This window comes from Demequina muriae (genome assembly GCF_030418295.1).
Classification (GTDB): domain Bacteria; phylum Actinomycetota; class Actinomycetes; order Actinomycetales; family Demequinaceae; genus Demequina; species Demequina muriae.
Map to the genome: position 1 here is coordinate 1831916 of NZ_JAUHQA010000001.1, position 25920 is coordinate 1857835.

General features: G+C 71.1%; 22 protein-coding genes and 1 tRNA gene. 12 read left to right on the forward strand and 11 right to left on the reverse strand.

The features are described from left to right. The first annotated feature begins 139 nt into the window (after positions 1-139). Complete coding sequence (gene nudC, locus QQX02_RS08625; RefSeq protein ID WP_301142470.1) at positions 140-1021, forward strand: NAD(+) diphosphatase; 882 nt, start codon at positions 140-142, stop codon at positions 1019-1021. A 50-nt stretch (positions 1022-1071) separates the two neighbouring features. Continuing rightward, positions 1072-3054, forward strand: coding sequence for an ATP-dependent helicase (locus tag QQX02_RS08630; protein WP_301142471.1), 1983 nt, complete (start codon positions 1072-1074; stop codon positions 3052-3054). Between the two features lie 6 nt (positions 3055-3060). Here QQX02_RS08630 and QQX02_RS08635 read toward each other — a convergent pair whose 3' ends face one another. The 3 genes from QQX02_RS08635 to QQX02_RS08645 all read right to left on the reverse strand — a co-directional run bounded on the left by QQX02_RS08635 (position 3061) and on the right by QQX02_RS08645 (position 5816). After that, positions 3061-3936, reverse strand: a complete 876-nt coding sequence (locus QQX02_RS08635) for a hypothetical protein (protein WP_301142473.1) — start codon at positions 3934-3936, stop codon at positions 3061-3063. Positions 3937-4085: 149 nt separating this feature from the next. Continuing rightward, entirely contained in the window at positions 4086-4247 is a 162-nt protein-coding gene (locus tag QQX02_RS08640; protein WP_193746335.1) for a DUF5679 domain-containing protein, read from the reverse strand. A 141-nt stretch (positions 4248-4388) separates the two neighbouring features. Next, the gene (locus QQX02_RS08645; RefSeq protein ID WP_301142474.1) at positions 4389-5816 is read right to left on the reverse strand and encodes a zinc-dependent metalloprotease; all 1428 of its coding nucleotides are present in this window, start codon (positions 5814-5816) and stop codon (positions 4389-4391) included. A gap of 108 nt (positions 5817-5924) precedes the next feature. Here QQX02_RS08645 and QQX02_RS08650 point away from each other — a divergent pair, with 108 nt between their 5' ends. After that, on the forward strand, positions 5925-7055 hold the full coding sequence (locus QQX02_RS08650) for a YlbL family protein (protein ID WP_301142475.1): 1131 nt from the start codon (positions 5925-5927) through the stop codon (positions 7053-7055). 41 nt (positions 7056-7096) lie between these two features. Further along, a complete protein-coding gene (locus QQX02_RS08655) occupies positions 7097-10135 on the forward strand; it encodes a UPF0182 family membrane protein (protein WP_367304235.1) in 3039 nt (1012 codons plus the stop codon). 68 nt (positions 10136-10203) lie between these two features. Here the strand turns inward: QQX02_RS08655 and QQX02_RS08660 are convergent, their stop codons facing one another. Further along, positions 10204-11142 carry a glycoside hydrolase family 16 protein gene (locus QQX02_RS08660; protein ID WP_301142476.1) on the reverse strand — a complete coding sequence of 313 codons (939 nt, stop codon included), beginning with the start codon at positions 11140-11142 and terminating at the stop codon, positions 10204-10206. A gap of 96 nt (positions 11143-11238) precedes the next feature. On the opposite strand from QQX02_RS08660, the gene QQX02_RS08665 reads away from it, so the two are divergent. After that, positions 11239-11312 (forward strand) — tRNA-Met (locus QQX02_RS08665). A gap of 100 nt (positions 11313-11412) precedes the next feature. Next, positions 11413-12756: an APC family permease gene (locus QQX02_RS08670; RefSeq protein ID WP_301142478.1), complete on the forward strand. Its 1344-nt coding sequence runs from the start codon at positions 11413-11415 to the stop codon at positions 12754-12756. Positions 12757-12802: 46 nt separating this feature from the next. Here the strand turns inward: QQX02_RS08670 and QQX02_RS08675 are convergent, their stop codons facing one another. The 3 genes from QQX02_RS08675 to QQX02_RS08685 are packed head-to-tail and all read right to left on the reverse strand — an operon-like array spanning position 12803 to position 14066. Further along, a complete protein-coding gene (locus tag QQX02_RS08675) occupies positions 12803-13174 on the reverse strand; it encodes a fluoride efflux transporter FluC (RefSeq protein WP_301142479.1) in 372 nt (123 codons plus the stop codon). Beyond that, positions 13171-13575, reverse strand: a complete 405-nt coding sequence (locus tag QQX02_RS08680; protein WP_301142481.1) for a fluoride efflux transporter FluC — start codon at positions 13573-13575, stop codon at positions 13171-13173. Before QQX02_RS08680 ends, QQX02_RS08675 begins: the two co-directional genes overlap by 4 nt. Continuing rightward, entirely contained in the window at positions 13572-14066 is a 495-nt protein-coding gene (locus tag QQX02_RS08685) for a DUF2505 domain-containing protein (protein WP_301142482.1), read from the reverse strand. The genes QQX02_RS08680 and QQX02_RS08685 overlap by 4 nt, the downstream gene beginning before the upstream one ends. A gap of 59 nt (positions 14067-14125) precedes the next feature. Between QQX02_RS08685 and QQX02_RS08690 the strand changes: the two genes are divergently transcribed. Further along, positions 14126-15574 (forward strand): sensor histidine kinase, encoded by a 1449-nt coding sequence (locus QQX02_RS08690; RefSeq protein WP_301142485.1) that lies wholly within the window; start codon positions 14126-14128, stop codon positions 15572-15574. 45 nt (positions 15575-15619) lie between these two features. On the opposite strand, the gene QQX02_RS08695 is transcribed toward QQX02_RS08690, so the two are convergent. Next, on the reverse strand, positions 15620-15874 hold the full coding sequence (locus tag QQX02_RS08695) for a WhiB family transcriptional regulator (protein WP_062131924.1): 255 nt from the start codon (positions 15872-15874) through the stop codon (positions 15620-15622). 165 nt (positions 15875-16039) lie between these two features. Here QQX02_RS08695 and QQX02_RS08700 point away from each other — a divergent pair, with 165 nt between their 5' ends. Then, positions 16040-16459, forward strand: coding sequence for a hypothetical protein (locus QQX02_RS08700; protein WP_301142486.1), 420 nt, complete (start codon positions 16040-16042; stop codon positions 16457-16459). Positions 16460-16470: 11 nt separating this feature from the next. Here QQX02_RS08700 and QQX02_RS08705 read toward each other — a convergent pair whose 3' ends face one another. Together QQX02_RS08705 and QQX02_RS08710 are read right to left on the reverse strand one after the other, a co-directional pair. Continuing rightward, complete coding sequence (locus QQX02_RS08705) at positions 16471-19365, reverse strand: FtsK/SpoIIIE domain-containing protein (protein WP_301142487.1); 2895 nt, start codon at positions 19363-19365, stop codon at positions 16471-16473. Between the two features lie 97 nt (positions 19366-19462). Continuing rightward, a complete protein-coding gene (locus tag QQX02_RS08710; RefSeq protein WP_301142488.1) occupies positions 19463-21583 on the reverse strand; it encodes a hypothetical protein in 2121 nt (706 codons plus the stop codon). Positions 21584-21686: 103 nt separating this feature from the next. On the opposite strand from QQX02_RS08710, the gene QQX02_RS08715 reads away from it, so the two are divergent. After that, a complete protein-coding gene (locus QQX02_RS08715) occupies positions 21687-22364 on the forward strand; it encodes a response regulator transcription factor (protein ID WP_062131937.1) in 678 nt (225 codons plus the stop codon). 8 nt (positions 22365-22372) lie between these two features. Next, positions 22373-23680 (forward strand): sensor histidine kinase, encoded by a 1308-nt coding sequence (locus QQX02_RS08720; protein WP_301142491.1) that lies wholly within the window; start codon positions 22373-22375, stop codon positions 23678-23680. Here the strand turns inward: QQX02_RS08720 and QQX02_RS08725 are convergent. Continuing rightward, the gene (locus QQX02_RS08725) at positions 23658-24161 is read right to left on the reverse strand and encodes a GtrA family protein (protein ID WP_301142492.1); all 504 of its coding nucleotides are present in this window, start codon (positions 24159-24161) and stop codon (positions 23658-23660) included. The genes QQX02_RS08720 and QQX02_RS08725 overlap by 23 nt on opposite strands. A 33-nt stretch (positions 24162-24194) precedes the next feature. Between QQX02_RS08725 and QQX02_RS08730 the strand changes: the two genes are divergently transcribed. Both QQX02_RS08730 and purE read left to right on the forward strand, forming a co-directional pair. Then, positions 24195-25340, forward strand: coding sequence for a 5-(carboxyamino)imidazole ribonucleotide synthase (locus tag QQX02_RS08730; protein ID WP_301142493.1), 1146 nt, complete (start codon positions 24195-24197; stop codon positions 25338-25340). Further along, on the forward strand, positions 25337-25846 hold the full coding sequence (gene purE, locus QQX02_RS08735) for a 5-(carboxyamino)imidazole ribonucleotide mutase (protein WP_301142495.1): 510 nt from the start codon (positions 25337-25339) through the stop codon (positions 25844-25846). The genes QQX02_RS08730 and purE overlap by 4 nt, the downstream gene beginning before the upstream one ends. Positions 25847-25920 lie beyond the last annotated feature (74 nt).

The following is a 25920-nucleotide window of genomic DNA, read 5'->3' on the forward strand; positions in this document are numbered from 1 at the left end:
GTATGCCACAGTCCACGCCGCCCGCCCGTGCGACCCGTCCGGCCGCCCGTCTGCGGCGCCGTCACTCGCGTCGAGCCGTGTCGGGGTTCGTGAGCGCCGCGAGTGGGACTGACTGTGGCCGGTGGCGTAGCGTGATCGCGTGAATCGCCATCTGCTGCTCGACCAGCCCCTGATCATCGACCGGGGAAGCGAGCGCCGCGAGCTCGTGGACACGACCCACGCCCACGCCGTGGTGGTGCGCGATGGCGCGGTGCTGGCGATCGACGGCGACGTCGTCGAACTGCCGCCGTCCGAGCGCCCTGCGCACGGGCTCGAGATCTACCTGGGACGCGACGGCGAGCATGAGCTCGTCGCGGTCGTGCCCGATGGCCCGCTCGACATCGGCGGCCCCGGTGCGCGCATGACCCCCCTGCGGGAGCTGCTCGGCATGTTCGCGGCGCGTGGCGCGGACGGAGCGCGCGACCGCGAGCTCGCGACCACCGCGGTGGCGATCTCCGCCTGGCACGCGTCACACCCGCGCTGTGCGCTGTGCGGGAGCGCGACCGAGCCGCGCATGGGCGGCTGGGTGCGCCGGTGCCCGACCGACCAGAGGGACCACTACCCGCGGACCGACCCCGCCGTGATCGTCGCGATCACGGACGGCGAGGACCGCATGCTCATGGCACACGCGAGTCACTGGTCCGCGAATCGCTTCTCTCACCTTGCGGGCTACGTCGAGCCGGGGGAGAGCCTCGAGCAGGCCGCGCATCGCGAGGTCGCCGAGGAGTCCGGACTGGTGCTGCACGACCTCACGTACGCGGGGTCGCAGCCGTGGCCGTTCCCCGCCTCCGTGATGGTCGGGTTCCGGGCGCGTGTCGATGACCCCGCGTTCGTCCTCGACGATGACGAGATCTCCGAGGCGATGTGGGTCTCGCGCGCCGAGCTCGACGCGCGAGTCGCGGATGGCACGCTGGTGCTCGCACCCCCCGGCTCGATCGCCCGCCGCCTGCTCGAGGAGTGGTACGGCTCGACCCTGCCGTGACGGGCGCCGTCCGTCGCCCGGTGTCACCGCGGCCTGACACAATGCCGGTGATGTCAGCCGACCAGATCCTCGACGCGCTCGACCCCGAGCAGCGCGACGTCGCCACCGCCCTTCACGGGCCCGTGTGCGTGCTCGCGGGTGCGGGCACGGGCAAGACGCGCGCGATCACGCATCGGATCGCGTACGGGGTCCGCGTGAACGCCTACAACCCGCAGTCGGTGCTGGCGGTGACGTTCACCGCGCGCGCGGCCGGCGAGATGCGTGAGCGGTTGCGGGCGCTCGGGGCGCAGGGCGTCCAGGCGCGCACCTTCCACGCGGCTGCGCTGCGCCAGCTCAGCTACTTCTGGCCGCAGGTGGTCGGCGGCCAGATCCCGCAGCTGGTCGAGCAGAAGGCCTCTCTCGTGGGCCGCGCCGCCCGGCAGGTGGGACTCAGCCCGGACCGGCTCACCGTGCGCGACCTCGCAAGCGAGATCGAATGGGCGAAGGTCTCGCTGGTCGGCGCGGAGGACTACCCCCAGGTGACGGCCGATGCCGGACGCCCCGCGCCCGCAGGCGTCGAGCGACGCCAGGTGGCCGACGTCATGCGCGCCTACGAGGAGGCGAAGACCGAGGCGGTGGTCCTCGACTTCGAGGACATCCTCCTGCTGCTCGCGGACATGATCGGGCGCCATGGCGAGGTGGGCGAGCAGATCCGCCGTCAGTACCGGCACTTCGTCGTCGACGAATACCAGGATGTCTCGCCACTTCAGCAGTTCCTGCTGGATCAGTGGCTGGGAGGCCGCGAGGAGCTGTGCGTCGTGGGCGATCCGGCCCAGACCATCTACTCGTTCGCCGGGGCATCGCCGCGGCACCTGCTCGACTTCCCGCGCACCCACCCGGACGCGACGGTGGTGCGGCTGGTGCGCGACTACCGGTCGACCCCGCAGGTGGTGAACCTTGCGAACGGACTGATGGCGGCTCGTGGGTCGGCCCGCACGGGGGTCGAGCTGGTCGCACAGCGACCCTCGGGCCCGGACCCCTCGTTCACGGCGTACGACGACGACTCCTCCGAGGCGGCTGCCGTGGCGGAACGGATCGAGCGGCTCATCGCCTCCGGAATCTCCGCCTCCGAGATCGCCGTGCTGTACCGCACCAACAGCCAATCGGAGGAGCTGGAGGACGCCCTCGCCCACCGCGGCATCGGCTATCTGATCCGAGGCGGCCGCCGGTTCTTCGACCGTGAGGAGGTCCGCAAGGCGATGGTGCTGCTGCGTGGCGCAGCCGTGAGCGCGACCGAGGCGCCGCTCGGTGAGCAGGTGCGCGACGCGATCGCCGATGCGGGATGGAGCGAGCAGGCGCCTTCGGCCAGAGGAGCGGTGAGGGAACGCTGGGAGTCGCTGCAGGCTCTCGTGCAGCTCGCGGATGATTTCGACGCGGACGGGGGAGGGAGCGCGACGGTGCGGGAGTTCGTCGAACACCTCGGCGAGCGCGCGCAGGCGCAGCACGCGCCCGCCGTCGAAGGAGTGACGCTCACGACCATGCACGCGGCCAAGGGCCTCGAATGGGACGCGGTGTTCATCGTGGGATGCTCGGAAGGCCTGATGCCGATCTCCCTCGCTGAGGCGCCTGAGGCCGTGGAAGAGGAGCGGCGTCTGCTCTACGTCGCCGTCACCCGAGCACGCGAGCACCTCATGCTGAGCTTCGCGCGGTCGCGGAAGGCCGGCGGGCGCGCCAGCCGCAAGCGCACGCGGTTCCTGGAGCGCTGGTGGCCGGAGGCGGGGCGCACCCCCACGCGCCGAGCCAAGGCCGCAGGAAAGGTCGCCGATCTCGATGCCGACCAGGCGCACCTCTTCGAGGCGCTGCGCGCCTGGCGCCTGGACCTTGCGAGCGAGTCCTCGAAGCCGGCCTATACGGTGCTGACCGACGCCTCGCTGGTCGAGATCGCTCAGCAGCGCCCCTCGACCATCGGTGCCCTGGCGAGCGTCCGCGGCGTGGGCGCGTCCAAGCTGGACCAGTTCGGCGCACAGATCCTGAGGGTCGTCGCCGACAACTGACGGGGGTCAGACGCCGGCAGGTGCGTCCCGGGTGATGGCGTGCACCGCGTCGTCCGTGCAGCGACAGTCGGGATGCGGGGCCGTCGGTGCGAGCGTGGTCACGCCCCCGGTGCTCACGCGCCACGTCGTGGCGGCGCGGCCCGCCAGAAAGGCGATGACCTCGTGGGCGGCCAGTGCTCCCGCGATCGTGGCCGCCACCGGATCGACACGCGGACGTCTGGAATCGCTCTGCAGCGCCAGCACTGGCCAGTCGCCACGAGACTCGGTCTCCGTCAGTCCCAGGCAGGTGGCGCACGCGGTGGTCCCCGGCACCACCAGTGGACCCACGCGCACCGACGCCTCGCTGCACTCGACGAGCAGATGCGGCTGGTTGGCGGACAGCAGCGCCCGCGCCCTGGCGACGGCCGGGCCCGATGAGATGAGGACATCGAGCGCCGCATCCGCGTGTGCCCCCCGCAGCTGTGCCGTCGGCACGGCCTCTCGCACGCGCGCGTGCGCCACGGCACCGCAGTCGGGGTCCGGCAGATGAGGCGCGGCGCCGGCCCTGGCACGATCCTGGTCCACCACCGTCAGCGCCAGCCCCGCACGCGCGACCGCCACCGCGGCCTCGGTGCCGAGCGCACCCGCGCCGTGAATGCGCACACACGGAGAGTCCGGGCGCGGCTCATCGTCGTTCGCCAGGAGGCCGTGGGCGGCCAGTCGCCGCAGCAGGTCGGCATGCTTGCGTCGCTCGGCCGCGCCGACGCGCCTGCCGCCCTCGAGCGAGCGGAGGAACCGAGCCTCGCCAGGGGTCGTGGTGGTCAGCACGAGGGGCGCGTCCCAGCCCACCTGCAGTCCGGTGCCGGGCAGCGCGAGCACGGGAGCCGCAGGGTTGAGGTGCATCTGGTCAGCGTGGCAGGGGAGCCGGCACGCCGCGCGTTATCCACAGGGACACCGCGGTGGGCGCCCCCGGACCCGACGGGACCCCAGACAGCAGAAAGCGGGCCGCCCCGGTGGGGCGGCCCGCTTTCAACGATGCGGTGGGGCGGAGGTTACGCCTTGCCGAGGATGCGGTTGAGCTTGGTGCCACAGACGGGGCACACGGCCTTCGCCATGCGGCGGCCGTTCTCCGAGACGACGACGTTGCCCTCGGTCTCGCGCTTCTCCTTGCACTTCACGCAGTAGAACTCGCCCTTGTAAGTTTCGTCAGCCATGAGGCATCTCCTTCGCTTGCTCGCCGGGCGCGTTGCGCACCCGGCTCCGGTGGCCCCTGCGGGCCGATCACCACAAGCGTAGACGGACACCACGACAATGCGGGACAAGCGCGCGCGTGCCGTGTCGTCCGGTGGCGAGAGTCAACGGCGCGGAGAGCCGCCGTCCGGGGCGCCCCCGGGAGTTCCGGACGCTCCCGGATCCTGCTCGCCATCATCCGGATCAGACGCTGGCGACCCGTCGCCGAGTCCCTCGGCCAGCAGCGCCTCCAGGGCACGGTCGACATCGTCCTCCTCGGCGCCACCGAGCCACTGCGCGACCCACGCCTGCGGATCGTCCAGCGCCGCCGCGCCCGGAAGCACGTCAGGGTGCGCCCATACGCGGTCGCGCTCCTCGGGCCCCGCCTCGAGGCTCAGTCGTGCCCACAGAGCAGCGGCGTCACGCAGGCGGCGGGGCCGCAACTCGAGACCGAGGAGCGTCGCGAAGGCGTCCTCGGCCGGGCCGCCCGTGGCGCGTCGGCGCTGCATCATCTCGCGGAGCGCGCCGATGGAGGGCAGGTGCGGAGCAGCGGCGCGCACCGTGACCTCCTGCACCCACCCTTCGATGAGGGCGAGCAGCGTCTCGATGGACGCGAGCGTCTCGCGCTGCTCGTCGCTGTGGTGGGAGGCGAAGATGCCCTGAGTGAGAGCCTCCTGCATCTTCGCGGGCTCCTCGAAGCCGACGTCGCGCACAGCCTCGTCGAGCGCCTCCACGTCGATGCTGATGCCGGCGGCGTACTTCTCGATGAGCGTGTGGAGGTGGCCGGGAAGCCAGGGGACCGCAGAGAACAGACGCACGTGCGCCGCTTCGCGCAGGGCGATGTACGCGCGCACCTCGTCCTCCGGCACGCCCAGGCCCCCGGCGAAAGCGTCGATCGCGCTGGGCACCAGCACGACGCGAGGCTCGGCGAGCAGCGGGAATCCCAGGTCGGTCGCGCCGAAGGCGTCGCGGGCCATCTCGCCAGCCGCCTGCCCCACGTGCATGCCGCAGACGGTGGGGCTCACCGAGCCGACGAGTGCGGAGGACTCGGCGCCGAGGCCGGTGCCGCCGCCCTCTGCTCCGAGGATGCCGCTGAGCGCCTTCGAGACGCTGGTGGCGACAGGCCCCGCGAGGACGCGCCACGTCGGCATGGTCGCCTCGATCCACTCGGCGCGGCTCCACACCCGGGGCTCGCGTCCCGAGGGATCGAAGTCGGTGGCGGCATCGAGCCACAGCTCGGCGCGGGACACGGCCGCACGGTGCTCCGAGGCGACGTGAGCCGTCACTGTGGGGTCGCCGCCCTGTGCCGCCACGCCGCGAGCGACGTCGTGAGCGAGCTGCCAGTTCACGTCCTCGCCCTGCGACTGCGCCACCAGGGACCGGATCTGCCCGAGGACGTGGTCGAGCATGGCCGGGTTGGACAGCATGCCGCTCGCCTGAGCGAGAGCAGCGGGATCCATGCCCATGCGTTCGAGCTCCTCGAGCGCTGCCTCCGCGTCGTCTCCGAACAGTTCGCGCAGCAGGCGCATCCACGGGGTCTGGTCGTCGGTCACTGAGGGCTCCTGGAGTTCGCGGCGGGCGCCTGGCGCGCACGTCTGTCCAAGGTAACGAACAGCTCGGCCATTTGGGCACGTCGTTCGCTATGAGCAATGATGGTGCGCGTGAGCGCCGCACCCCCACCGCCGCCCGTCCTGCTCGACGGCGCTGGCGGAGACACCATCACCGACGTCTCCGGCGACCCCTTGGATCGCCGCTCCTTCGTGCTGGCCGCGACCGGACTCGGCGCGTCGCTGCTGATCGCCGTGCTGTCCATCCTCCCCGCGCCGTTCGCCATCGGAGGACCCGGCCCCACCTTCGACACGCTATCGGAGGTGGAGGGCGTGCCCTTGGTGGAGATCGAGGGTGCACCGACCTTCCCCGCGTCAGGCGAGCTGCGCCTCACCACCGTCTCTGTCGCGCGCGGAAGCTCCTCTGCCTTCACGCTGGGCCGTGTGCTGCGCGGCTGGGCCGACGAGGCCCGCTACGTCGTGCCTGAGGAGGAGGTCTTCGGGACGCCGGACGAGGAGGAAGTCTTCGAGGAGCAGTCGGCCCAAGCGTGGATCACATCTCAGGAATCGGCGACGGTCGCCGCTCTCGAGGCGCTCGATCAGCCGGTGCCGGCCGAGCTGGAGGTCGCCGAGGTCATCCCCACCTCGCTCGCCACCGGACTGCTGGAGCCAGGCGACGTGATCGTGGCGCTGAATGGTCAGGACGTGCCCACGTTCTCTGCGCTGGCGGACGTGCTCGCCGACGTCACCCCCGGAGATGACGTGAGCGTGTCCTATGTGCGCGGCGGCCAGACCGCGGAGGTCGCATTCGCGACCTTGGACGACGGCGCCGGCGGGGCGCTCATGGGGCTCGGCATCGATCCCGGCTTCGAGCTCCCCATCGACGTCTCGGTCCAGATCGACTCGGTGGGCGGACCCAGCGCAGGGCTGATGTTCTCGCTCGCGATCATGGACATGCTCACCGAGGCGGATGAGCTCGCCGATGCGCGTGTGGCCGGCACGGGCACGATCGACGCGTCGGGGGATGTCGGCGCGATCGGCGGCATCGCCATGAAGATGCACGGTGCCGTGGACGCCGGCGCGGACTACTTCCTCGCTCCTGCGGACAACTGCGGGGAGGTCATCGGGAACGTCCCAGCCGGTCTCGACGTCTATTCAGTGGAGACCTTGGACGATGCCTATGCCGCGATCATCGGCATTGGCAGCGGCGACACCGACAGCCTGCAGTCGTGCCGCTCGCCCTGAACTACCCTTGAACTGAATCAACCCCAAAGAAGGACACCTCTGTGACGTTCGACGACGACCGCCGTTCGACCCCGCCGCGCCCGATGCAGGCGCCCAGGCGCCGCTCTCCGATGCTTGTGACCGGGATCGTGGTGGCCGTCCTCGTGGTGCTCACCATCATCGCCGCGCAGGTGTGGACCGAGATCGCGTGGTACCGACAGCTCGGCTTCGCCGAGGTGCTCACGACCCAGTGGATCACCCGTGCGGTCCTCTTCTTCGGATTCGGTCTGATCGCCGCCCTCGCCGTCTGGATCACGCTCTGGGTGGCGCGTCGCGTGCGACCCGCGGTCACGGGCAAGCGCACCACGCTCGACCAGTACCGCGAGCAGATTCAGCCCCTCGAGAAGATCGCCATGGTGGCGCTTCCCGCGTTCGTGGGACTCATCGCCGGCCTCGCGATGTCCGCGCGCTGGGTGGACTTCCTCGCGTGGCTGAACCACGAGGAGTTCGGGGTCGCGGATCCCGAGTTCGGTCTCGATGCGTCGTACTACGTGTTCACTCTGCCGGTGCTGCAGACGCTCTCCGGCTTCGTGCTCACCATCGCGATCCTGTGCACCATCCTCGCGGCATTCGTCCACCTGCTGTACGGCGGCATCGGTGGCGGGCGAGGCTTCGTCGCCTCGGGGGGCGCGCGCATTCAGCTGGCGATCTCCGGTCTGATCGTCATGCTCGGCATCGCCGCCAACTACTGGCTGGACCGGTTCGCTCTGCTGAACTCCGAGGAGGAGCGCTTCTACGGGGCGTCCTACACCGATGTCAACGCCATCCTTCCGGGCCGCACCATCCTCGTGGGCATCGCCGTCCTGGTGGGCCTGCTATTCCTCGCAGTGATCTGGCGCGGCGACTGGCGGATCCCCGCGGTCGGCGTCTCGCTCATGGTGCTGTCCGCCCTCGTGATCGGCGGCATCTACCCCGCAGTGGTGCAGCGCTTCCAGGTGGAGCCGAACGCGCAGTCGCTCCAGGAGCCGTTCATCCAGCGCAACATCGACGCCACTCAGTACGCCTATGGCCTCGACAACATCGAGACGATGCAGTACGAGGCGGCGACCGAGGCGGAGGCTGACGCGCTGCGCGCGAACGCGGAGACCACCACGCAGATCCGACTGCTCGACCCCACCATCGTGGGTCCGGCGTTCCAGCAGCTGCAGCAGAACAAGCAGTACTACAACTTCGGCGATGAGCTCGCGGTCGACCGCTACACGATCGATGGCGAGTCGCGCGACACCGTGATCGCAGTGCGCGAGCTCGACCTCAACGGCCTGTCCAACGAGAACCGCAGCTGGGTGAACGACCACACCGTGTTCACGCACGGGTTCGGCGTCGTCGCTGCGTACGGCAATCGCACCACGGTCGACGGTCAGCCCGCCTTCTACGAGGGCAACATCCCGTCGAACGGCGGTCTGGGCCCGTACGAGCCGCGCATCTACTTCGGCCAGACTCTGCCCGACTACTCGATCGTGGGAGCGCCCGCGGACACCAACCCCTGGGAGCTCGACTACCCGGACGACGACTCGCCCAACGGGCAGATCAACACGACGTACGAGGGCGAGGGCGGACCGAGCATCGGCACGTTCGTGGAGAAGGTGCTCTACGCGATCAAGTTCGGCGAGGAGCAGATCCTCTTCTCCGACCGCGTCACGAGCGAGTCCCAGATCCTCTACAACCGCGACCCCCTGGAGCGCGTCGCGAAGGTGGCGCCGTACCTCGAGCTCGACCAGACCACGTATCCCGCCGTGGTCGACGAGGAGGTCGTCTGGGTCGTCGACGGCTACACGACCACCGGATCGTTCCCGTACTCCGCGCCGGTGCAGGCGACCGGCGTCTTCGCGGGCTCGGCCACCTCTCAGTTCCCGACCTCGCTCAACTACGTGCGCAACTCGGTCAAGGCCACCGTCAATGCTTACGACGGCTCGGTCACCCTGTACGCATGGGATGAGGAGGACCCGATCCTCCAGACGTGGCAGAACATCTTCCCGAACGCGATCGAGCCGATGTCGGAGATCAGCAGCGACCTGATGAGCCACCTGCGCTACCCCGAGGACCTGTTCTCGATCCAGCGCCACCAGCTCCAGCGCTACCACGTGACGGACGCATCGGCCTTCTACTCCGGCCAGGACATCTGGTCGACCCCGGCCGACCCTGTGCAGGCCGGCGAGGGATTGCAGCCGCCGTACTACCTGTCGCTCCAGATGCCCGGGCAGGACGAGCCGTCCTTCTCGCTGACCAGCAACTTCATCCCTGGCGGCAACACGGACCGCAACATCCTGACCGGCTATCTCGCGGTGGACTCCGAGACGGGGTCGACCGCGGGCGAGGTCGCCGAGGGCTTCGGCACGCTGCGGCTCCTCGAGCTGCCGCGTGACACGACGATCCCCGGTCCGGGCCAGGTCCAGAACAACTTCAACTCGAACTCGGACGCGCAGACCACGCTGAACCTGCTCCGCCAGGGCGAGACCGACGTGGTCAACGGCAACCTGCTCACGCTTCCCGTGGGCGGCGGACTGCTCTACGTGCAGCCGGTATACGTCCAGTCCAGCGAGGGCACCCGGGTGCCTCTCCTGCGCAAGGTCTTCGTCTCCTTCGGTGACGAGGTGGGCTTCGCGGACACCCTTCAGGAGGCGCTCGACCAGGTCTTCGGCGAGGGTGCGGCGGACGGTGCGGTCGAGGACCCGCGACCGCCGACGGAGGACGGAGAAGCCGTGGCGCCTGGAGAGGCGGGCGACGAGCCCGTCGACGGTGAGGAGCCGGCGGACGCCGAGGAGCCTGCAGAAGGCGACGAGGCCCCGATCGACCCGGGCACGCTGACCGATCTCGAGGCCGCCCAGGCGGACCTGCGCGATGCGCTCGAGCGGGCTCAGCAGGCGATCGCCGACGGACAGACCGCGCTGCAGGCCAGCGACTTCACTGCCTACGGCACCGCGCAGGACGAGCTCGCTGCGGCGCTGGAGGACGCGGTCGTGGCCGATGAGCGCATCGCTGCCATCCAGAGCGAGGCCGCTGGCGAGTCGAACGCCTCGCCCTCACCCGAGCCCACCCCCTGACGTGACGTCGCGACCCCGCTCCGGCGGGGTCGCGCGACAGGCGGGCCGTGAGACTCGGCCCGCCTGGGTCACAGCCTCGGGTGGTGTTCGCTGCCGTAGACGCGGATGTAGTCGACCAGCATCTCCGCGGGGAACACGGAGGGGTCCGCTGGGTCGGACGCCCATGAGCCGCCCACGGCGAGGTTGACGAGGATGTGCTGGGGCTCGTCGAAGCTCCACCGCTGGTCCTCGGCAAGGTCGTCAGGGGTGATCCGGTAGTAGACCTCGCCGTCGACTGAGAACTCGATGGACTCTGGCTCCCACTCGACACGGTAGACGTGCCACTCGTCCGCCCAGCCGCCCTCCGCATCGCGCGTGCCGCCCTGCTGCCAGTGACCGTCGATGCGCGTGGCGCCGTGCACGGTGCCATGCACTAGATCCGCCTCGTCCACGAGCTCGACGATGTCGATCTCGCCTGCACCCGGCCAGGTCTCGCCGTCGACCTCATAGCGGCCCAGCATCCAGAACGCCGAGAGCGTGCCGAGACCGGCGGTGGCCTTGACCCGTCCCTCGATGCTTCCGTACCGGAACGCGTCGACGGTCTCGATGCGACCGGAGGTGTAGTCGGTCTCAGTGCCGTAGGGGTCCTCCCAGTCCTCCTCACGCGCGGTGATGCGCAGGGCGCCGTCACCGGTGAGCGAGACGTTCTCGGGGCGCGCGGTCCACGACGTCAGTGACTGACTGGGGTGGGAGGCGTAGTCGTTGACCAGCCACGTCTCCGGGTCGAGCAGGCTGCCGGCGGGACCGTCGAACTCCTGCGACCACACGAGAACGTCGGGCTCAGCGCGCTCCGTGCCTCGGAACGGCAGGGGCGCGGGGCGAGAGGGGGAAGAAGACGGCGAGGGGCTCGCGCGCTCGATCAGCCGGGGCGTGGCGCTGCCGTCAGCCGAGTCGTCCGGCGGCCCGGCGCAGCCCGCGAGGATGATCACGGGGACCACCGCGAGTCGAAGAGCGCTGCGAGGGGTCACGCTCCGACTATAGGTCGGCCGTCCCACTCGCGATAGGGGTGCTGCGACGGGGATTTGGTGACGTGGCAACCGTCCGGTAGAGTGAGTGATTGCCGACGCGGGGTGGAGCAGTTCGGTAGCTCGCCGGGCTCATAACCCGGAGGTCGCAGGTTCAAATCCTGTCCCCGCTACTACAGCACACGAGAGCCCGGACCAGATGGTCCGGGCTTTCGTGCGTTCCGGGCGCGTGCGTCGTGCCCCGGGGGCGGCGTCCACCCCTATGCTGTCGCCGTGACGAACCCCCGGCGGCTGGGACTCGTGGGTGCCACCGGCATCGGCGTCGGCTCGATGCTGGGCGCGGGGGTGTTCTCCGGCATGTGGGCGGACGTCCACGGCGCCGGCTCGTGGTATCTCGCGGCGCTCGCGATCGCCGCACTCGTCGCGACAGCGAACGCGCTGTCGACCGCCCAGCTCGCCGCCCGACATCCCGTGGCGGGGGGAGCCTACGCATACGGTCGCGCCGAGCTCGGCGACTTCGCGGGTCGCCTCGCGGGCACCGCGTTCATCGTGGGCAAGACGGCATCGGTGGGAGTGGGCGCGGCGGTGCTCGGGACATACGTGCTCCCGGGCCACCCGCAGGTCGTGGCGACGGGCGCGATCGTGCTGTGCTGGGCCCTCAATGCGCGCGGGATCACCCGTACCGCTGCGGGCGCCACCGCCATCGCCGTGATCGTGAGCGCAGTGCTCGCCACGCTGATCGTGCTCGGCGCGACGGTGGAGTACACGGACGGATCCTTCGACGCACTGCCCTTCACCGCAAGCCCGGCCGATGCGGCAACGGGCCTGCCCGCAGTGCTCGCCGGCGCATCGGCCGCCTTCTTCGCATTCGCGGGGTACGCGCGCATCGCGACGCTGGGGGAGGAGGTGGTGAGCCCCGCCCGGACGATCCCTCGTGCGATCGGCCTCGCGCTCGCGTGGGTGCTTGCGCTGTACGTCGGGCTCGCGGTGGTGCTCAGGGGCGTGTTCGATGGCGGCGCGGTGGTGGGCGAGGCCGGAGTGGGCTCGACGGTCACCTTCACCGTCACCGAGACCGCGTCGGTCGCCGAGGCGCCGATCGCCGCCCTAGGGAGCGTCGTCGGTGCGCCGGTGGGTCTCGTGACTGTCACAGCGGCGTTGGCCGTCGGCGGCGCGATGCTCGCGGTGATGGCAGGTGCGGGTCGCACCGCGATGGCGATGGCACGGGAAGGAGACCTCCCCCGGGTTCTCGCCCATCAGGGCGCGCAGGGAGCGCCGGTGCGGGCTGAGGCCATCATCGCGGTCGGTGCCGTGGCGTTGGTGTGGGTGCCTGGCATCGATCTGCTGCTCGTGTCGGTGGCGACGATCCTCACGTACTACTCCGTGGCGAACATCGCGGCGATGGCGCAGCGCCGGAGTGGCAGCATCGCCGCGCTGAGAGTGCCGATCGCCGTCTCCGCCGCTGGCCTGCTCGGGTCGCTCGTGCTCGGCGCGGTCGCGCTGGTGGGATCGTCGGCGACCGCCTGGCCTGCACTGGTGGTGGCCGTCATCGTCGTGGGATGGCCGATCGTGCTGCGCGTGCGCAGCGGTGGCCCCCGTCCCGGGCGCACGCTGACGTAGCCGCGCCATCGGCGTCGCAGACGGGCGGGTGTCAGACGAGCGGGCCTCAGACGAGCGCCAGCCCTACCGCCCAGCCGAGCGCCGCCGCTCCGAGGCCGGTCGCGAGGGTGGCCGTGACGTATGTGAGCAGCGCGCGCCTGCGCCCCTCTCGCCACAGGATCACCGCATCGACGGCGAGCGTGGAGAAGGTGCTCAGGCCGCCTGCGACGCCGCCGCCGAGCACGAGCAGCCACCCCACGCCCGCACCGCCATCGATGACCGCCGCCGCGACGCAGCCCAGCAGCGCGGAGCCCGCGGTGTTGGACACGATCGTCGGCCACGGGAACCGGCCGTGACGGTCGAGCCGGCTGATGGCGTACCGCAGCGTCGCACCCGTTCCGCAGCCGAGCGCCGCGATGAGGAACAGCGCGGGCGTCATGACGACTCCTCCGCGCGGCGCTCCTGAGCGAGCGCAATCCTGACACCGATCGGCCAACCGGCCGCCGCGACGGCCACGGAGGCCACGAGGGTCGCGCACAGCAGGCCTACGGCGAGGAGGGCTCCGGCCTCAGCGATCCAGGGCAGCGCGGCCAGCGCGGAGAACGTCGTAAACGCCCCGAGAGCGCCGGTGCCCACGAGCGGCACCCACCAGCGCGCGCCCTGGACCAGCACCCACGCAGCAAGGATGCCCAGGCAGAACGCACCGATGAGGTTGATGGCGACGATGTCCAGCGGCAGGCCGGAGGCGGTCGACGGCACCCATTCATCGATGCCGAGTCGGAGGGCTCCCCCGAGACAGCCGCCCGCGAACACCGCGAGGGGCGCGCGCGCCGACGTCACCGGCGCGAGAGCCACTCGTCAGCGACCGTCAGCTCCTCGCGCAGCGCCTTCACGACGGCGCTGGCCACCGCCTTCTCGATCATGGGTCCGACCAGCGGAATCCTCACGGACACAGTGCCGTCGGCCGTGAAGCGCGTGCCGTCGCCTTCGGGGTCGAGTCGCAGCGATCCCGCGGCGTGGCCGGGTGTGCCCACGATCTCCACGGCGAACGTGCCGGTGCGGGCGTCTCCGGTCGCCGGGTCCCACACCTCGGTGTATCGCACGTTGAGCTGCGATCCGACGAATGAGCGGAACTCGGCGGGGATCGACGAGGCGGGAACGGATTGGCGGATCGACACCGAGAATCCGGTCGCGGGGGTGCCGTCCACGATCGCGTCGGCATGGGCGGCGCCCGCCGCGTCGCTGCGAGCGCTCGCGAACGAGGGATCGGCGAGGAGAGCGGAGATGGCGTCCGGGGCGGCGGCGAAGACGTGGCTGTGTGAGATGTCCATGATGTTCCTTACGAGGTGGGATCAGCGTATCGCGCCTCTGATTGCCTAGGGTGGTCCCTGTGGCAGCACTTCGAGAGACAGCAGAACGATTCGGACCGTTGACGGATGCGGAGGCAGACAGGCTCGCATTGCTCGCGGGAGATTGGCAGATCATCGCCGATCTGTCCTTCGCCGACCTCGTGATGTGGCGTCAGGTGCCGGAGGGGTTCGTCGCGATCGCCCAGTGCCGTCCGTCCACCGGCCCGACCGTCCACCAGGACGATGTGGTGGGCACCCGCGCGGCAGCGGGACGAGTCGCCCACCTCCAGCGCGCTCTCGACGAGGGCGGCATCATCGCGTCTCGTGAACCCCGCTGGGACGAGACGTATGCCGTACGCGAGGACGCGCTGCCCGTGGTGATGAACGGGAAGGCGATCGCGGTCCTCACGCGTGAGGTGTCGCAGGCGGTGTCGCGCTCCTCAAGCCGTCTCGAGCTCAACTACAAGGGCGCGGCCGACGATCTGCTTCACATGATCACGCGGGGAGAGTTCCCGGTGCAGACGTCGGTGACGGGCCCGCGGCGCGGCGCGCCGCGCGTGGGGGATGGCGTGCTGAGGCTCGATGCCGCAGGGCACGTGACGTACGCGAGCCCCAACGCCCTCTCGTGCTTCCACCGCCTCGGCGTGACCGGGTCGCTCATGAACCGCTCTCTGCCGCGGGTGACGAGCGAGGTCGTGCTCGACAAGGGGCACATCGACGAGACGCTGGCGATGGTCGTGATGGGGCGGGCAGCCTGGCGCACCGATCTCGAGGCGAACGGGGCGTGCCTGTCGCTGCGAGCCATTCCGGTGACCGAGCAGGGCGAGCGCACGGGGGCGGTGCTGCTGTGCCGCGACGTCAGCGAGCTGCGACGTCGCGAGCGTGAGCTCATCACCAAGGACGCGACGATCCGCGAGATCCACCACCGCGTGAAGAACAACCTGCAGACGGTCGCCGCGCTGCTGCGACTGCAGTCTCGTCGTGTCGAGGCCCCTGAGGCGAAGGAAGCGCTCGCCGAGGCGATGCGACGCGTGTCGACGATCGCGCTCGTGCACGAGACGCTGTCGGGGACGTTGGACGAGCTCGTGAACTTCGACGATCTGGCTCAGCGGTCCATGCGGATGGCCGCCGACGTCGCCTCGCCGGGCGTGCAGGTGAAGATCGTCCGCGACGGTGACTTCGGCCTGGTGCCGGCGCAGTTCGCGTCGTCACTGGCGCTCGTCATCACGGAATTGGTCACCAACGCCGTCGAGCACGGTTTCGAGGGACGAGAGTTCGGCACCATCACGGTCGCGGCTGCGCGCGAGAACGACCGCCTTCACGTCTCGATCAAGGACGACGGCGTGGGGCTCGCGGGCGAGCCGTCGGGCCTGGGGTCGCAGATCGTCCGCACGCTGATCGAGAACGAGCTCTCGGGCTCGATCACGTGGACGCGCCTCGACGGTGGTTCCGTCGTCGAGCTCGACGCCCTGGTGGGCGACGAGCGCTGACGCGCGGAGGCGTCGAGGCGTGGGGCGGTGTTCGCCCCGACGTCCCTACTTCGCGGCGCGGCGCGCGCGGGCAGCGCGGCGCTTGAGCGAGCGGCGCTCGTCCTCAGACAGGCCGCCCCAGACCCCGGAGTCCTGGTTGTGCTCCATCGCCCACTGCAGGCACATGTCGCGCACCTCGCAGGTGTTGCAGACGGCCTTGGCCTTCTCGATCTGCACGAGCGCCGGCCCGGTGTTGCCGACGGGGAAGAACAGCTCGGGGTCGTCAACATCTAGACAGGCTGCGTTGTTACGCCAATCCATGGTTCCTCCTGGGTTCGGAGGCGCAGCAAAGCCCTCAAGTGTGGTGGGGGGATGCCGCTGCCATCGCGGAATTCACTGGTCCAAGGTTCTCATTGTTAACAACAGATGACAAGGGGGTGTCGGTGTGTCATGTTCCACAGTTCCCCAACAGTTACCGTGTCGTCCATGAGCACAACGATCGGGACAACCCTGCCGTTGCGCCGGCTCGCGGCAGTGCTGGTGGCGGCCGAGGGCGTCACTCTGGTCGCCGTCGCCGCCTGGATCGGCGCGAGGGCGGTGGCAGGCGAGGATGCCACGGCGATGGCTGCGGCGATTGCGGCGCTGGCGCTGGGAGCCGGCATCGCGCTGGTGTGGGCGAGCCGGTCGCTGTGGCGTGGAGCGGCATGGCCCCGCGGTCTCGCGATCACGTGGCAGGTGCTGCAGGCTGCGGCCGGCGTGACCGTGCTCGAGTGGTCGGTGGCCGTCGGTGCGGTCGTCATCGCGACGGCCATCCTGGCAGCGGCCGCTCTGCTCGCAGACGCGCGGCGTGAGATCCGCGCGACTCCCGACGATGCGCCGACCAGCCCCGAGCCTCCCGCCGCGTGACGCTCTCGCAGTCATTCGCGCGGGATCTGCACGGCTGCCGCTGAGCCGTCGCGGACCAGCACGATGCGCCCAGGCACCTGGTGCGGCTCGGTGACCCCTCGCCACGCATGCGGGGCGCATTGGCGCACAGCGCGCGGGGTCGGCTCGACGAGCACGACCGTCGGGCAGCCGGGTGCGACCAGGCCGGGCATCTCCACGGTCGTGATCGCTGCGCCCTCGAGGCGGGCGAGCACCGCATCGCGCGTGGGGCCAGGCGTGCCCACGACGGTGACCGGTCCGGTGGGGGCCGTCACCGGCGCGGCATCGTCGCCGCCGATGCCGAGAGACGCTCCCAGGCGCGGCCCGTCGACCTCGAGCGGAAGTGGCCGAACGAGGCGGGTCGACGCGCCCTCCTCGCCCGAGGCGAGCTGCGCGGCGTCCCATGACCCGCGGTGGCGAATGTGCGCGCGGCCGGGGGTCGGAGGCCCGGTGTGCTCGATCAGTGCCCGGGGCACGCCCCACTGTGATGCGACGCTCGGCTCGACGCCGGTCAGGACAGCCAGCACGAACGCCCCCGTCGCGAGACGGAACGGCATCGCCGGGCTGCCCGCCATCGCGGTCGGCAGTCGCAGCGCGGCCCTCTGAGCCAGGTCCTCGAGCGCTGCGCCGTCGTCGACCATGGCGAGTCGCGCGGCGGTCGCTTCGACGTCATCGATGAGGACCAGGACGTCCGCGCGAGCCGACGCGATCGCAAGCGTCCGCGAGGCGAGGCGTGGATCCGTGGGGAGCACCACCGGTGTGAGCCCGGCCGCCTGTGCCTGGTCGGCGATCGCGTGGAGCGCGCTGGTGCGACCCGATCCGGGCGGTCCGATGATGATCGCCGGCCCCTGCTCCGGCGCCCAGTCCGCGACCTCCTGAGTGCGGGTGGCCGGCCGATCGACGAGTGCGACGGCGATCCCGGCCGATGCGTGGCGAGGGGGCTTCCAGCGGTGAGGGAGAGACGGAAGCCACAGGGGAGCCGCACGGCCGCTGCCGTCCCACCGCGCGGCGGCATCGCGGGCGAGTGGCGCACCCGGAGGGCTCGCCACTCCCGCTCGCCTGACGCGCGGCGACGGCTCGGCGCTCGGTACGGCGATCTGCACCTCGCGATGATCCCTGCCCCGAGCCACGATCGCGCGCCCGGGCGTGGAGGCGGGGATGGCGGCGGCGTCCGCCGTGCCCAGCAGGTCGCGTGACTCCGCTGCCGACGCGACACGCAGGGCGACGGTGGTGGAGACGTTCGCCCTCACCTCGGGCGTCACCGCCCCCGCCGGGCGCTGGGTCGCCAGCACCAGGTGCAGCCCCAGCGATCGGCCCTGGGCCGCGATCCGGGCGAGGTCGGGCAGGAACGACGCGTGGCTCGCGACGATCTCCTGGTACTCATCGATCACCACCAGGAGCCGGGGCGGCGCACCGCCGGCGCGCTCCCACTCGCTCATCGAAGCAAGGCGTCGGTGGTTCAGCGCGGTCTTGCGTGCGTGGAGCTCGTGCGCCAGCCCGGCGAGCGCGCGGCGCGCGAGCGCCCCGTCAAGGTCCGTGAGCGTTGCGGCGACGTGCGGCAGCGCCATGCAGCCGCGCAGTCCGGCCCCACCCTTGAAGTCGACGAGCGCGAGCGTGAGGTCGCTGGGAGGGTGCGCGTACGCCAGCGCCGTGACCAGCGTCTCGAGCGCCACGGACTTGCCGGATCCTGTGGTGCCGGCCACCAGCAGGTGCGGTCCGTCGGCATCGAGGTCGAGGACGAACGGGCCATCGCGGGTCGCACCGAACGCGGCACGCAGGCGTCGCGCTCCGCCGTCTGCGGGGCGATCGTCCACGGCGTCGGCCACGTCCGCCCACCGCAGTTCGTGGGGGAGAGGGTCCTCCTCTCGGCCCGCGACACGTCTCCGAGCGACGAGCTCGGCCGTGCTCGCCGTGACCGCGAGCGGCAGCAGTGCGAGCGGTCCGGTGCCGTGGTCTTCGACGCGCGCGTCGCGAGCGACGTCGACGCGGACCGCCGCCCACGACGGCCAGGCCGCCGCGGGCTCGACGGTCACCATGCGCTCGCGGTCACGTGGCGGGTCCAGCCAGCGCATCCACGGTTCCTCCCACGCCGCATCCATGGGCCTCGCCCCACTCGCGAGCGCTCTCGCGCGCATGTAGCCCCTGACGGCCTCGGTCGTGCCGCGCACGGCTATTGCTCCTGTGACGTCGGCATCGGGAGCGGGTGCGGCAGTCGAGCCGCGGCGGCGCGCGACGACCTGGTTCAACCACGGCACGGCGGCGGGCACGATGCCGACGAGTCCGAGCTGCCACCGGCCCGTCATCGCGGCCAGCACGACGCCGGAGGCGAGTCCGCCTGCCAGCGCGCCCCATCGCCGCGCGCCATCGCCCGGATGCGGCGGAGGGAGGGGCGCGTCGGCCCCGGCGGCCCGTGCGTCGCCCGGGTCGACCAGCACGATGCGCGAGCGCCCGACGGTGACGTGATCGCCTGGGCGCAGCCGACCTCGCCATGGCGAGGCGGTGCCATTGGACGACCCCAGGTCGCGCGCTCTGACGCGTGGGGGTCCAGTGACGACAGCGTGCTCAGTACTGATGGCGGGATCGTCAAGACGCAGGTCCGCGCCTTCTCCCCGGCCGATGATCACCGGGCGGTCGAGGGCGATCGTGTGGCCCGCATCGGGCCCCTCCACGACGCGCAGGTGGAGGCCAGCGTGCGGCAGGCAGGACGGAGCCGGCGCCGAGGTGATCCGGGCGCCGTGCACCAGCGGGGCGACGCCGGCCGGATGGTCCGGGTCGAGCTCAACCGAGCCACACCAGCCGCGGTCGAGACCTGCGAACGCGCAGACCTCGGCGGCTGTCGTGCCCGGGTGCACGTCGAGGTCGAGGTCGCCCGGTGCCGTGATGCGCATCTGGTCAGGGTGGCGCCGCACAACCGTGCGCCGTCGGAGTTCGGCGTGTCCCTGTGGAGAACGGCGAGGACCGCCGGGGCTGGGGGCGGCGGGCGCGTCAGGGCGTGGTGAGGGTCTCGCCGACGTGGACGGGGCGGACCTCGCCCGTGTCGTCGACCACGCCTGCGTACCAGCTGTATGAGCGCTCGACGAAGGTGCGCGGAATCCGTTGAAGCGAGTAGCCCGAGTGAGTGACCCGCGACTCGACCACCACGAGCGGGTCGCTGGACCACGGCACGTCGTCGACCTCCCGCGTGAGGACCAGCGGAGCACGCTCCCACGCCGTCGCCATCTCAGCGAGATCCTCCGCGGAGGGAGACGAGAGCATGAGGACCACCGGCACATCGCACATCACGCGAAGGGACCCGAAGTGCGAGCTCGTGCCGACGAGGACGATGGGCCGCCCGGGGTCGATCGCGCAGAGGCGGTCGAGCTGCGTGCGTGCGCCGATCATCTCTCGTGACGTGACGTTCACCGCCCCCGACAGCGGGTACTCCTCCGCAGGCGCGATCGACAGCCAGGTGGACAGCGGCATCACGATCATCAGCGCGGCTGCGACTCGTCGCAGCGCTGCTCGCGCGGCCGGCGTCCGAGCGAGCCCGGTGAGCGCCCACGCCGCCGCGGCCGCCGCGAGCACGAACCCCGGCAGGGTGGCGGGCTCGAAGCGTCGGATCGCCCACAAGTGGTCCGGCACGATCGCCGGGCGCCACAGGTAGACCAGCGTGGGTGCCATCACCGCGCCCATGAAGACCGCCCAGCCGCCGTGGCGCCTGACCATCCGATACGTGGCGATTCCCAGTCCGATGATGCCGAGCACCACCAGTGGCCACGTGAGGTAGTACGACAGCCAGGTCACGGTGGACTCCGCGTAGGTGCGCGTGGGCTCGATCGGGAGTCCCTGCGCTGCCTGGAATCCCTCGACGACCCCATTGGTGAACCGATCGCGCTCCGCCTCAGTGCCGCGATGCACCGTGGTCCACAACGGTCGCGACGCGAGCACCGCCATGCCGGTCACCACGATCGCTCCCGCGGCGATGGCGCCGCGTCGGCCCAGAGCGTCGGCCCACGCGGGCAGCCACAGGTCGACGTGGAGGCGAGGCGACCACAGCAGGACCCACACGCCCACGAGCCCCGCGACCGCTCCGTAGGCGAACAGCAGGGCGTAGGCCTCATCGGCGAGTCGCTCGAGGTACTCGGTGCTCCACCGGGCCAACGCGACGTAGCCGAGCGTGAGGACGGTCGCCTGAGCTGCGAGGAACACCACCGCGGCCTTGCGGCGCCACGCCCGGTCCGCGTCCACCAGCGCCAACGCGACCGCGACTCCTGCGAGAGCCCCGATGGCCGATGCCGCGCCGTCGATCCGAATGAACGTGGTGGCGCCGGAGGCGATCGCGCCCGCTGCGATCAACGCCAGGGAGCGCTGCTCCACGCCACGCCAGGCCCACAGGATCCCTGCGATCACGAGGAGCAGCGTGAGGGGCTCGGAGTAGGCCGCCCGCGACAGGCCGATGTGCGACACCGTCAGTGCAAGGGCGCCGGCGGGGGCGAGCGCCGCCGCCGGGCCGAGGAAGCGGCGCGCGACGGCATAGACCGCGAGGATGCCGAGTGCGCCGATGACGACGTTCGCGGCCAGCACGCCGGTGTCGCCTGCGACCCAGCCGCCGATCGCGATGGTGGCCGGCAGCATCTTCGCTCCCTGCGGCTGGATCACGTCGCCGGCAAGGTTCCACGCCTCCGAGGCGTCAGGGAGCGCTGAGGCATGAGCGGCGGCGGCCTCTACGGCGCCCGCTGCGGGGATGTCCGTGTGGGGATGATCCGCGAGCCACAGCCCGGACAAGGTGAGGAAGCCGGGGTCGCGCACCACGATCACGTACTCGGCGGCGAGCGCGATGTTGACCACTGTCCAGACCACGGTGCCGCCGACGGCGATCGCGCCCGCCCGCGCATCGGCCGCCGTGGCGGCTGCCCGAGGCCCGAGCGGCCGCCAGGCGAGGACGGTGATCGCCGCTGCTGCGGGCAGCACCGTCCACCAGTAGTGGATGCCCAGCGAGACCGCACCCCCGGCGGCGAGCGCAAGTGCGACGCCGATCAGCACGAGCCTCTCGGGCGCGCTGGCGAATGCGCGGAGCGCGGGGGAGAGGACGGGCGCGGGGGCGGCGTCGTGAGCGGTGGCGGTCACGAGGCACCAGGCTAGTCGTGGGACCCAGGGAGCGGGCCCGCGCCGTCCGGCGACGCGCGTTCACCCGCGTTGCAAACGTCGCGCTCGCGGGTAGTGTTGCCCCATGACGCGAATTGTCTTGGTCGAAGATGACCCGACCATTTCAGAACCCTTGACCCGTGCTTTGAGTAGAGAAGGCTACGACGTGGCGTGGCACGGGAACGGCATGGGGGGCGTGGGAGCCGCCGACGAGGCGGATCTGGTCATCCTCGACCTCGGCCTTCCCGACATCGACGGCGTGGACGTCGCCCGCAGGATCCGTGACAAGGGACTGCAGGTGCCCATTCTGATGCTCACTGCCCGCGCGGACGAGGTGGACCTGGTGGTCGGTCTCGATGCGGGTGCCGATGACTACGTCACCAAGCCGTTCCGGCTCGCTGAGCTGCTGGCGCGCGTGCGTGCGCTCCTGCGCCGTCGCCTCACCGCGGACGATGCCCAGGACCTCTCCGTGCGTGGCGTCCGTGTCGATGTCGCGGGCCACCGCGCGTTCCTCGACGACCGCGAGCTGCAGCTGAGCGGCAAGGAGTTCGACCTGCTCCACCTCCTCGTCGCCAACGCGGGCTCGGTGGTGTCGCGCGACACCCTGATGCGCGAGGTGTGGGAGGCGGACCCCGGCGCCCCGTCCAAGACGCTCGACATGCACGTCTCCTGGCTGCGCCGGAAGCTCGGCGACGACGCCTCCGACCCTTCGTACATCACCACCGTGCGGGGCATGGGCTTCCGGTTCGAGAACGACGAGTAGGAGCCCCCGTGCGGCGCCGCGTGCTGCAGGCCACCATCTCGGCACTGGCCGTCGCAGTGATTCTGCTGGGGATCCCGCTCGGGTTCTTCTCCGCACAGCTCGTGCGAGACGATGCGCTGCGGGACCTGGAGCTGCGGACCGTGACCGCCGCCCGCGCGCTCGACGTGCGTCAGCAGGCGGGCGAGACCATCACCCAGGACAACCTGTCCTCCTACGTGTCGAGCGCCCCGGGCGCTGGCTCGTACATCTACGTCCAGCTCCCTGACGGCACCGAGCTGACGGCGGGCGAGGAGCCACAGTCGGCATTCGCTGACTCCTACGTCACCGAGTCAGGCATCGTCGTCGTGATGTCCGTCGCCTGGTGGGACGTGTTCTGGCAGGCCGCGCGCTACGTCGGACTGGTCCTGGTGCTCGGCGTGATCGCCGTGGTGGCAGGCGTGTCGATCTCGATCTGGCTTGCCAATCGACTCGTCGCGCCGCTGCTCTACCTGGCCGCCAGCGCCGAGCAGCTCGGCTCAGGGCAGGTGCGCCCGCGCCTGGAGCGCACCGGCGTCGAGGAGATCGATCAGGTCGCGGAGGAGCTGTCCCGCAGCGCCGATCGCATGGCCGCGCGGCTTGCGGCCGAGCGCCAGTTCGCGTCCGATGCCTCGCATCAGCTGCGCACGCCGCTCACGGCCCTCACGATGCGTCTCGAAGAGATCGCCGCGACCACGTCGCAGGACGAGGTGCGAGAGGAGGCGGAGAAGTCGCTCGAGCAGGTGGAGCGACTGGTGGGCGTGGTGGACGACCTGCTGGGCCGTTCGCGCCGCGCGCTCGGCTCTGGAACCGAACTGGTCGTGCTTCAGGACGTGCTCGAGCAGCAGCGCGAGGAGTGGACGCAGCCGTTCCGGTCCGCCGGACGGCAGCTCGACATCCAGGACTCGGCTGCGACGGTCTTCGCAACGCCGGGGGGCCTCGCACAGGTCATTGCGACGCTGATCGAGAACTCTCTCCACCACGGCGGCGGCACCACCACGGTCGCGGTGCGCGAGTCAGGGGCGAGCCGCGCGATCGTGATCGAGGTGCGTGACGAGGGCGACGGGGTGCCAGAGGACCTCGCCCCGCGCATCTTCGAGCGCGAGGTGACCGGGGGCCGGGGGACGGGACTGGGGCTGGCGCTCGCGCGCGACCTCGTCACTGCCGACGGTGGGCGCCTCGAGCTGGCGCAGCGGGTGCCCGCGGCGTTCGCGGTGTTCCTGCAGGGCGTCCCGCAGATGGTCGATCTGGAGACGGTGGTGCCACACGGGCTGTCGGTCAGGGCGCGTCGGCACCGGTGACCGGCTCGGCCTCGTCGGAGGGGGACTCCTCTGCCTCCGCGTGGAACACGAACAGCGCGTAGCCGGTGTACCGCGCCACCGTCGCGATGCCGATGCCGATGAGCGACGCGATGTTGTTGGCGACGAGGGACGTGAACCCCAGGCCGTGATGACTGATGGCCACCACTCCCGCCTCCAGCACGAGCGCCACCGCGTTGACCGCAGCGAACAGCGCCATCTCGCGCGACGGGCCGTGACGTCGTCCGCCCCTGAACGTCCAGCCCCGATGAGCCCACCAAGCGAAGGCGATCGACAGCAGGGTGGCGATGACCTTGGCGGTCACCACGCGGTCCTCATCGCCGGCCACCTCGGCATCCGAGGCGAGCGGGCCGAGGCGCAGCAGGTTGAACGCGACGAGGTTCACGGCGACTCCCGTGACGCCCACCGCGGCGAAGCGGGACAGCTGTCCCGCGCGCCTGCGCACCCACGTGGTCACCCTCACGAGCAGGAGCCTAGTCGCCGGTAGGTTGGGCCCATGAACTCACCCATCGTCGCCGTCGTCGGCGGGGGCCAGCTCGCGCGCATGATGGCGCCCGCGGCGACCGCCCTCGGCATCACCCTCAGAGTCCTGGTCGAGTCCGACGAGGCCTCCGCAGCGGACGCCGCGCACGAGACCGTCGTCGGGCTGCCGACCGACCCCGACGCGATCAGGCGCCTGCTGGCGGCGCCCCACCCCGACGTCGTCACTTGGGAGCACGAGCACATCCCTTCCGAGGTCTTCGCCGCGTGCGAGGACGCCGGCATCGCGGCGAGGCCCGGCGCGGAGGCGCTGCGCTTCGCGCAGGACAAGATCGAGATGCGGGCGCGGATGGACGAGCTGGGGCTGCCGAATCCGCCATGGCACACCGTGGAGACCGAGCACGAGGTGGAGCAGTTCCTCGCCGCGCACGGCGGCGAGGCAGTCCTCAAGACCGCCAGGGGAGGCTACGACGGCAAGGGCGTGCGGGTGATCCGCGCAGCGTCCGAGGCGCATGACTGGCTTGCTGCCGCGGCCAAGGGCGGCCCTCGCCTGCTGATCGAGGCGAAGGTCGACTTTCGCCGTGAGCTCGCGGTCCAGGTCGCTCGACGTCCCGGTGGCGGCAGCGCTGTGTGGCCCGTGGTGGAGTCGATTCAGCGCGAGGGGGTGTGCTCCGAGGTCACCGCTCCTGCTCCCGAGCTCGCCGCGGATCTCGCGGAGCGGGCACGGGAGATCGCGCTCGCGGTGGCAGAGGCGCTCGACGTCACCGGCGTGCTCGCCGTGGAACTGTTTGAAGTCGAGGGCGCACTGGTCATCAACGAGCTCGCGATGCGGCCGCACAATTCGGGGCACTGGACCATCGACGGCTCCGTCACGAGCCAGTTCGAGCAGCACCTGCGAGCGGTGCTCGATCTGCCGCTGGGGGATACCGTCGCGATGTCACCGTGGACGGTGATGGCCAACGTGCTGGGCGGCGCCAGGGGGGACCTTGCGAGCGCGCTCGCCGACGTGAGCGACCCCGGCGCGAAGATCCACCTTTACGGCAAGCGGGTGCGGCCGGGCCGCAAGGTCGGACACGTCACGACCACGGGTCCCGACCGCACCGAGACCTACCGCAGGGCTGTGGACGCGGCCGCTATCGTGAGGGACGGAGGTGCGGCATGAGTGATGCTCCCGTGGTGGGAATCGTGATGGGGTCCGACTCGGACTGGCCGGTGATGAAGGCCGCAGGAGCCGCGCTCCGCGAGTTCGACATCGCGTATGAGAAGGACGTGGTCTCGGCGCACCGCATGCCCGACGAGATGATCGCGTATGGTCGCGAGGCCGAGGAGCGCGGGCTCAAGGTGATCATCGCCGGTGCTGGCGGGGCAGCGCATCTGCCGGGCATGCTCGCGTCGGTGACGAACCTGCCGGTCATCGGTGTGCCGGTGCCGCTCGCGCACCTGGACGGCATGGACGCGCTGCTCAGCATCGTCCAGATGCCCGCCGGCGTCCCCGTGGCGACGGTGTCGATCGGTGGCGCACGCAACGCGGGGCTGCTGGCCGCTCGCATGCTCGGCGCGGGCGATGGTGATGAGGCGGCGCGCATCCGCGAGCGCATGACCGAGTTCCGCGACCAGCTGCGCCAGGCTGCGTACGCCAAGGGCGAGGCCCTCCGCGCCGCCGAGTGAAGGCATCGCCGTCAGGCGACCGGGTCACTGCGACACGGGGTCATGGTGACACGGGGTCACTTCGACAACGTGCG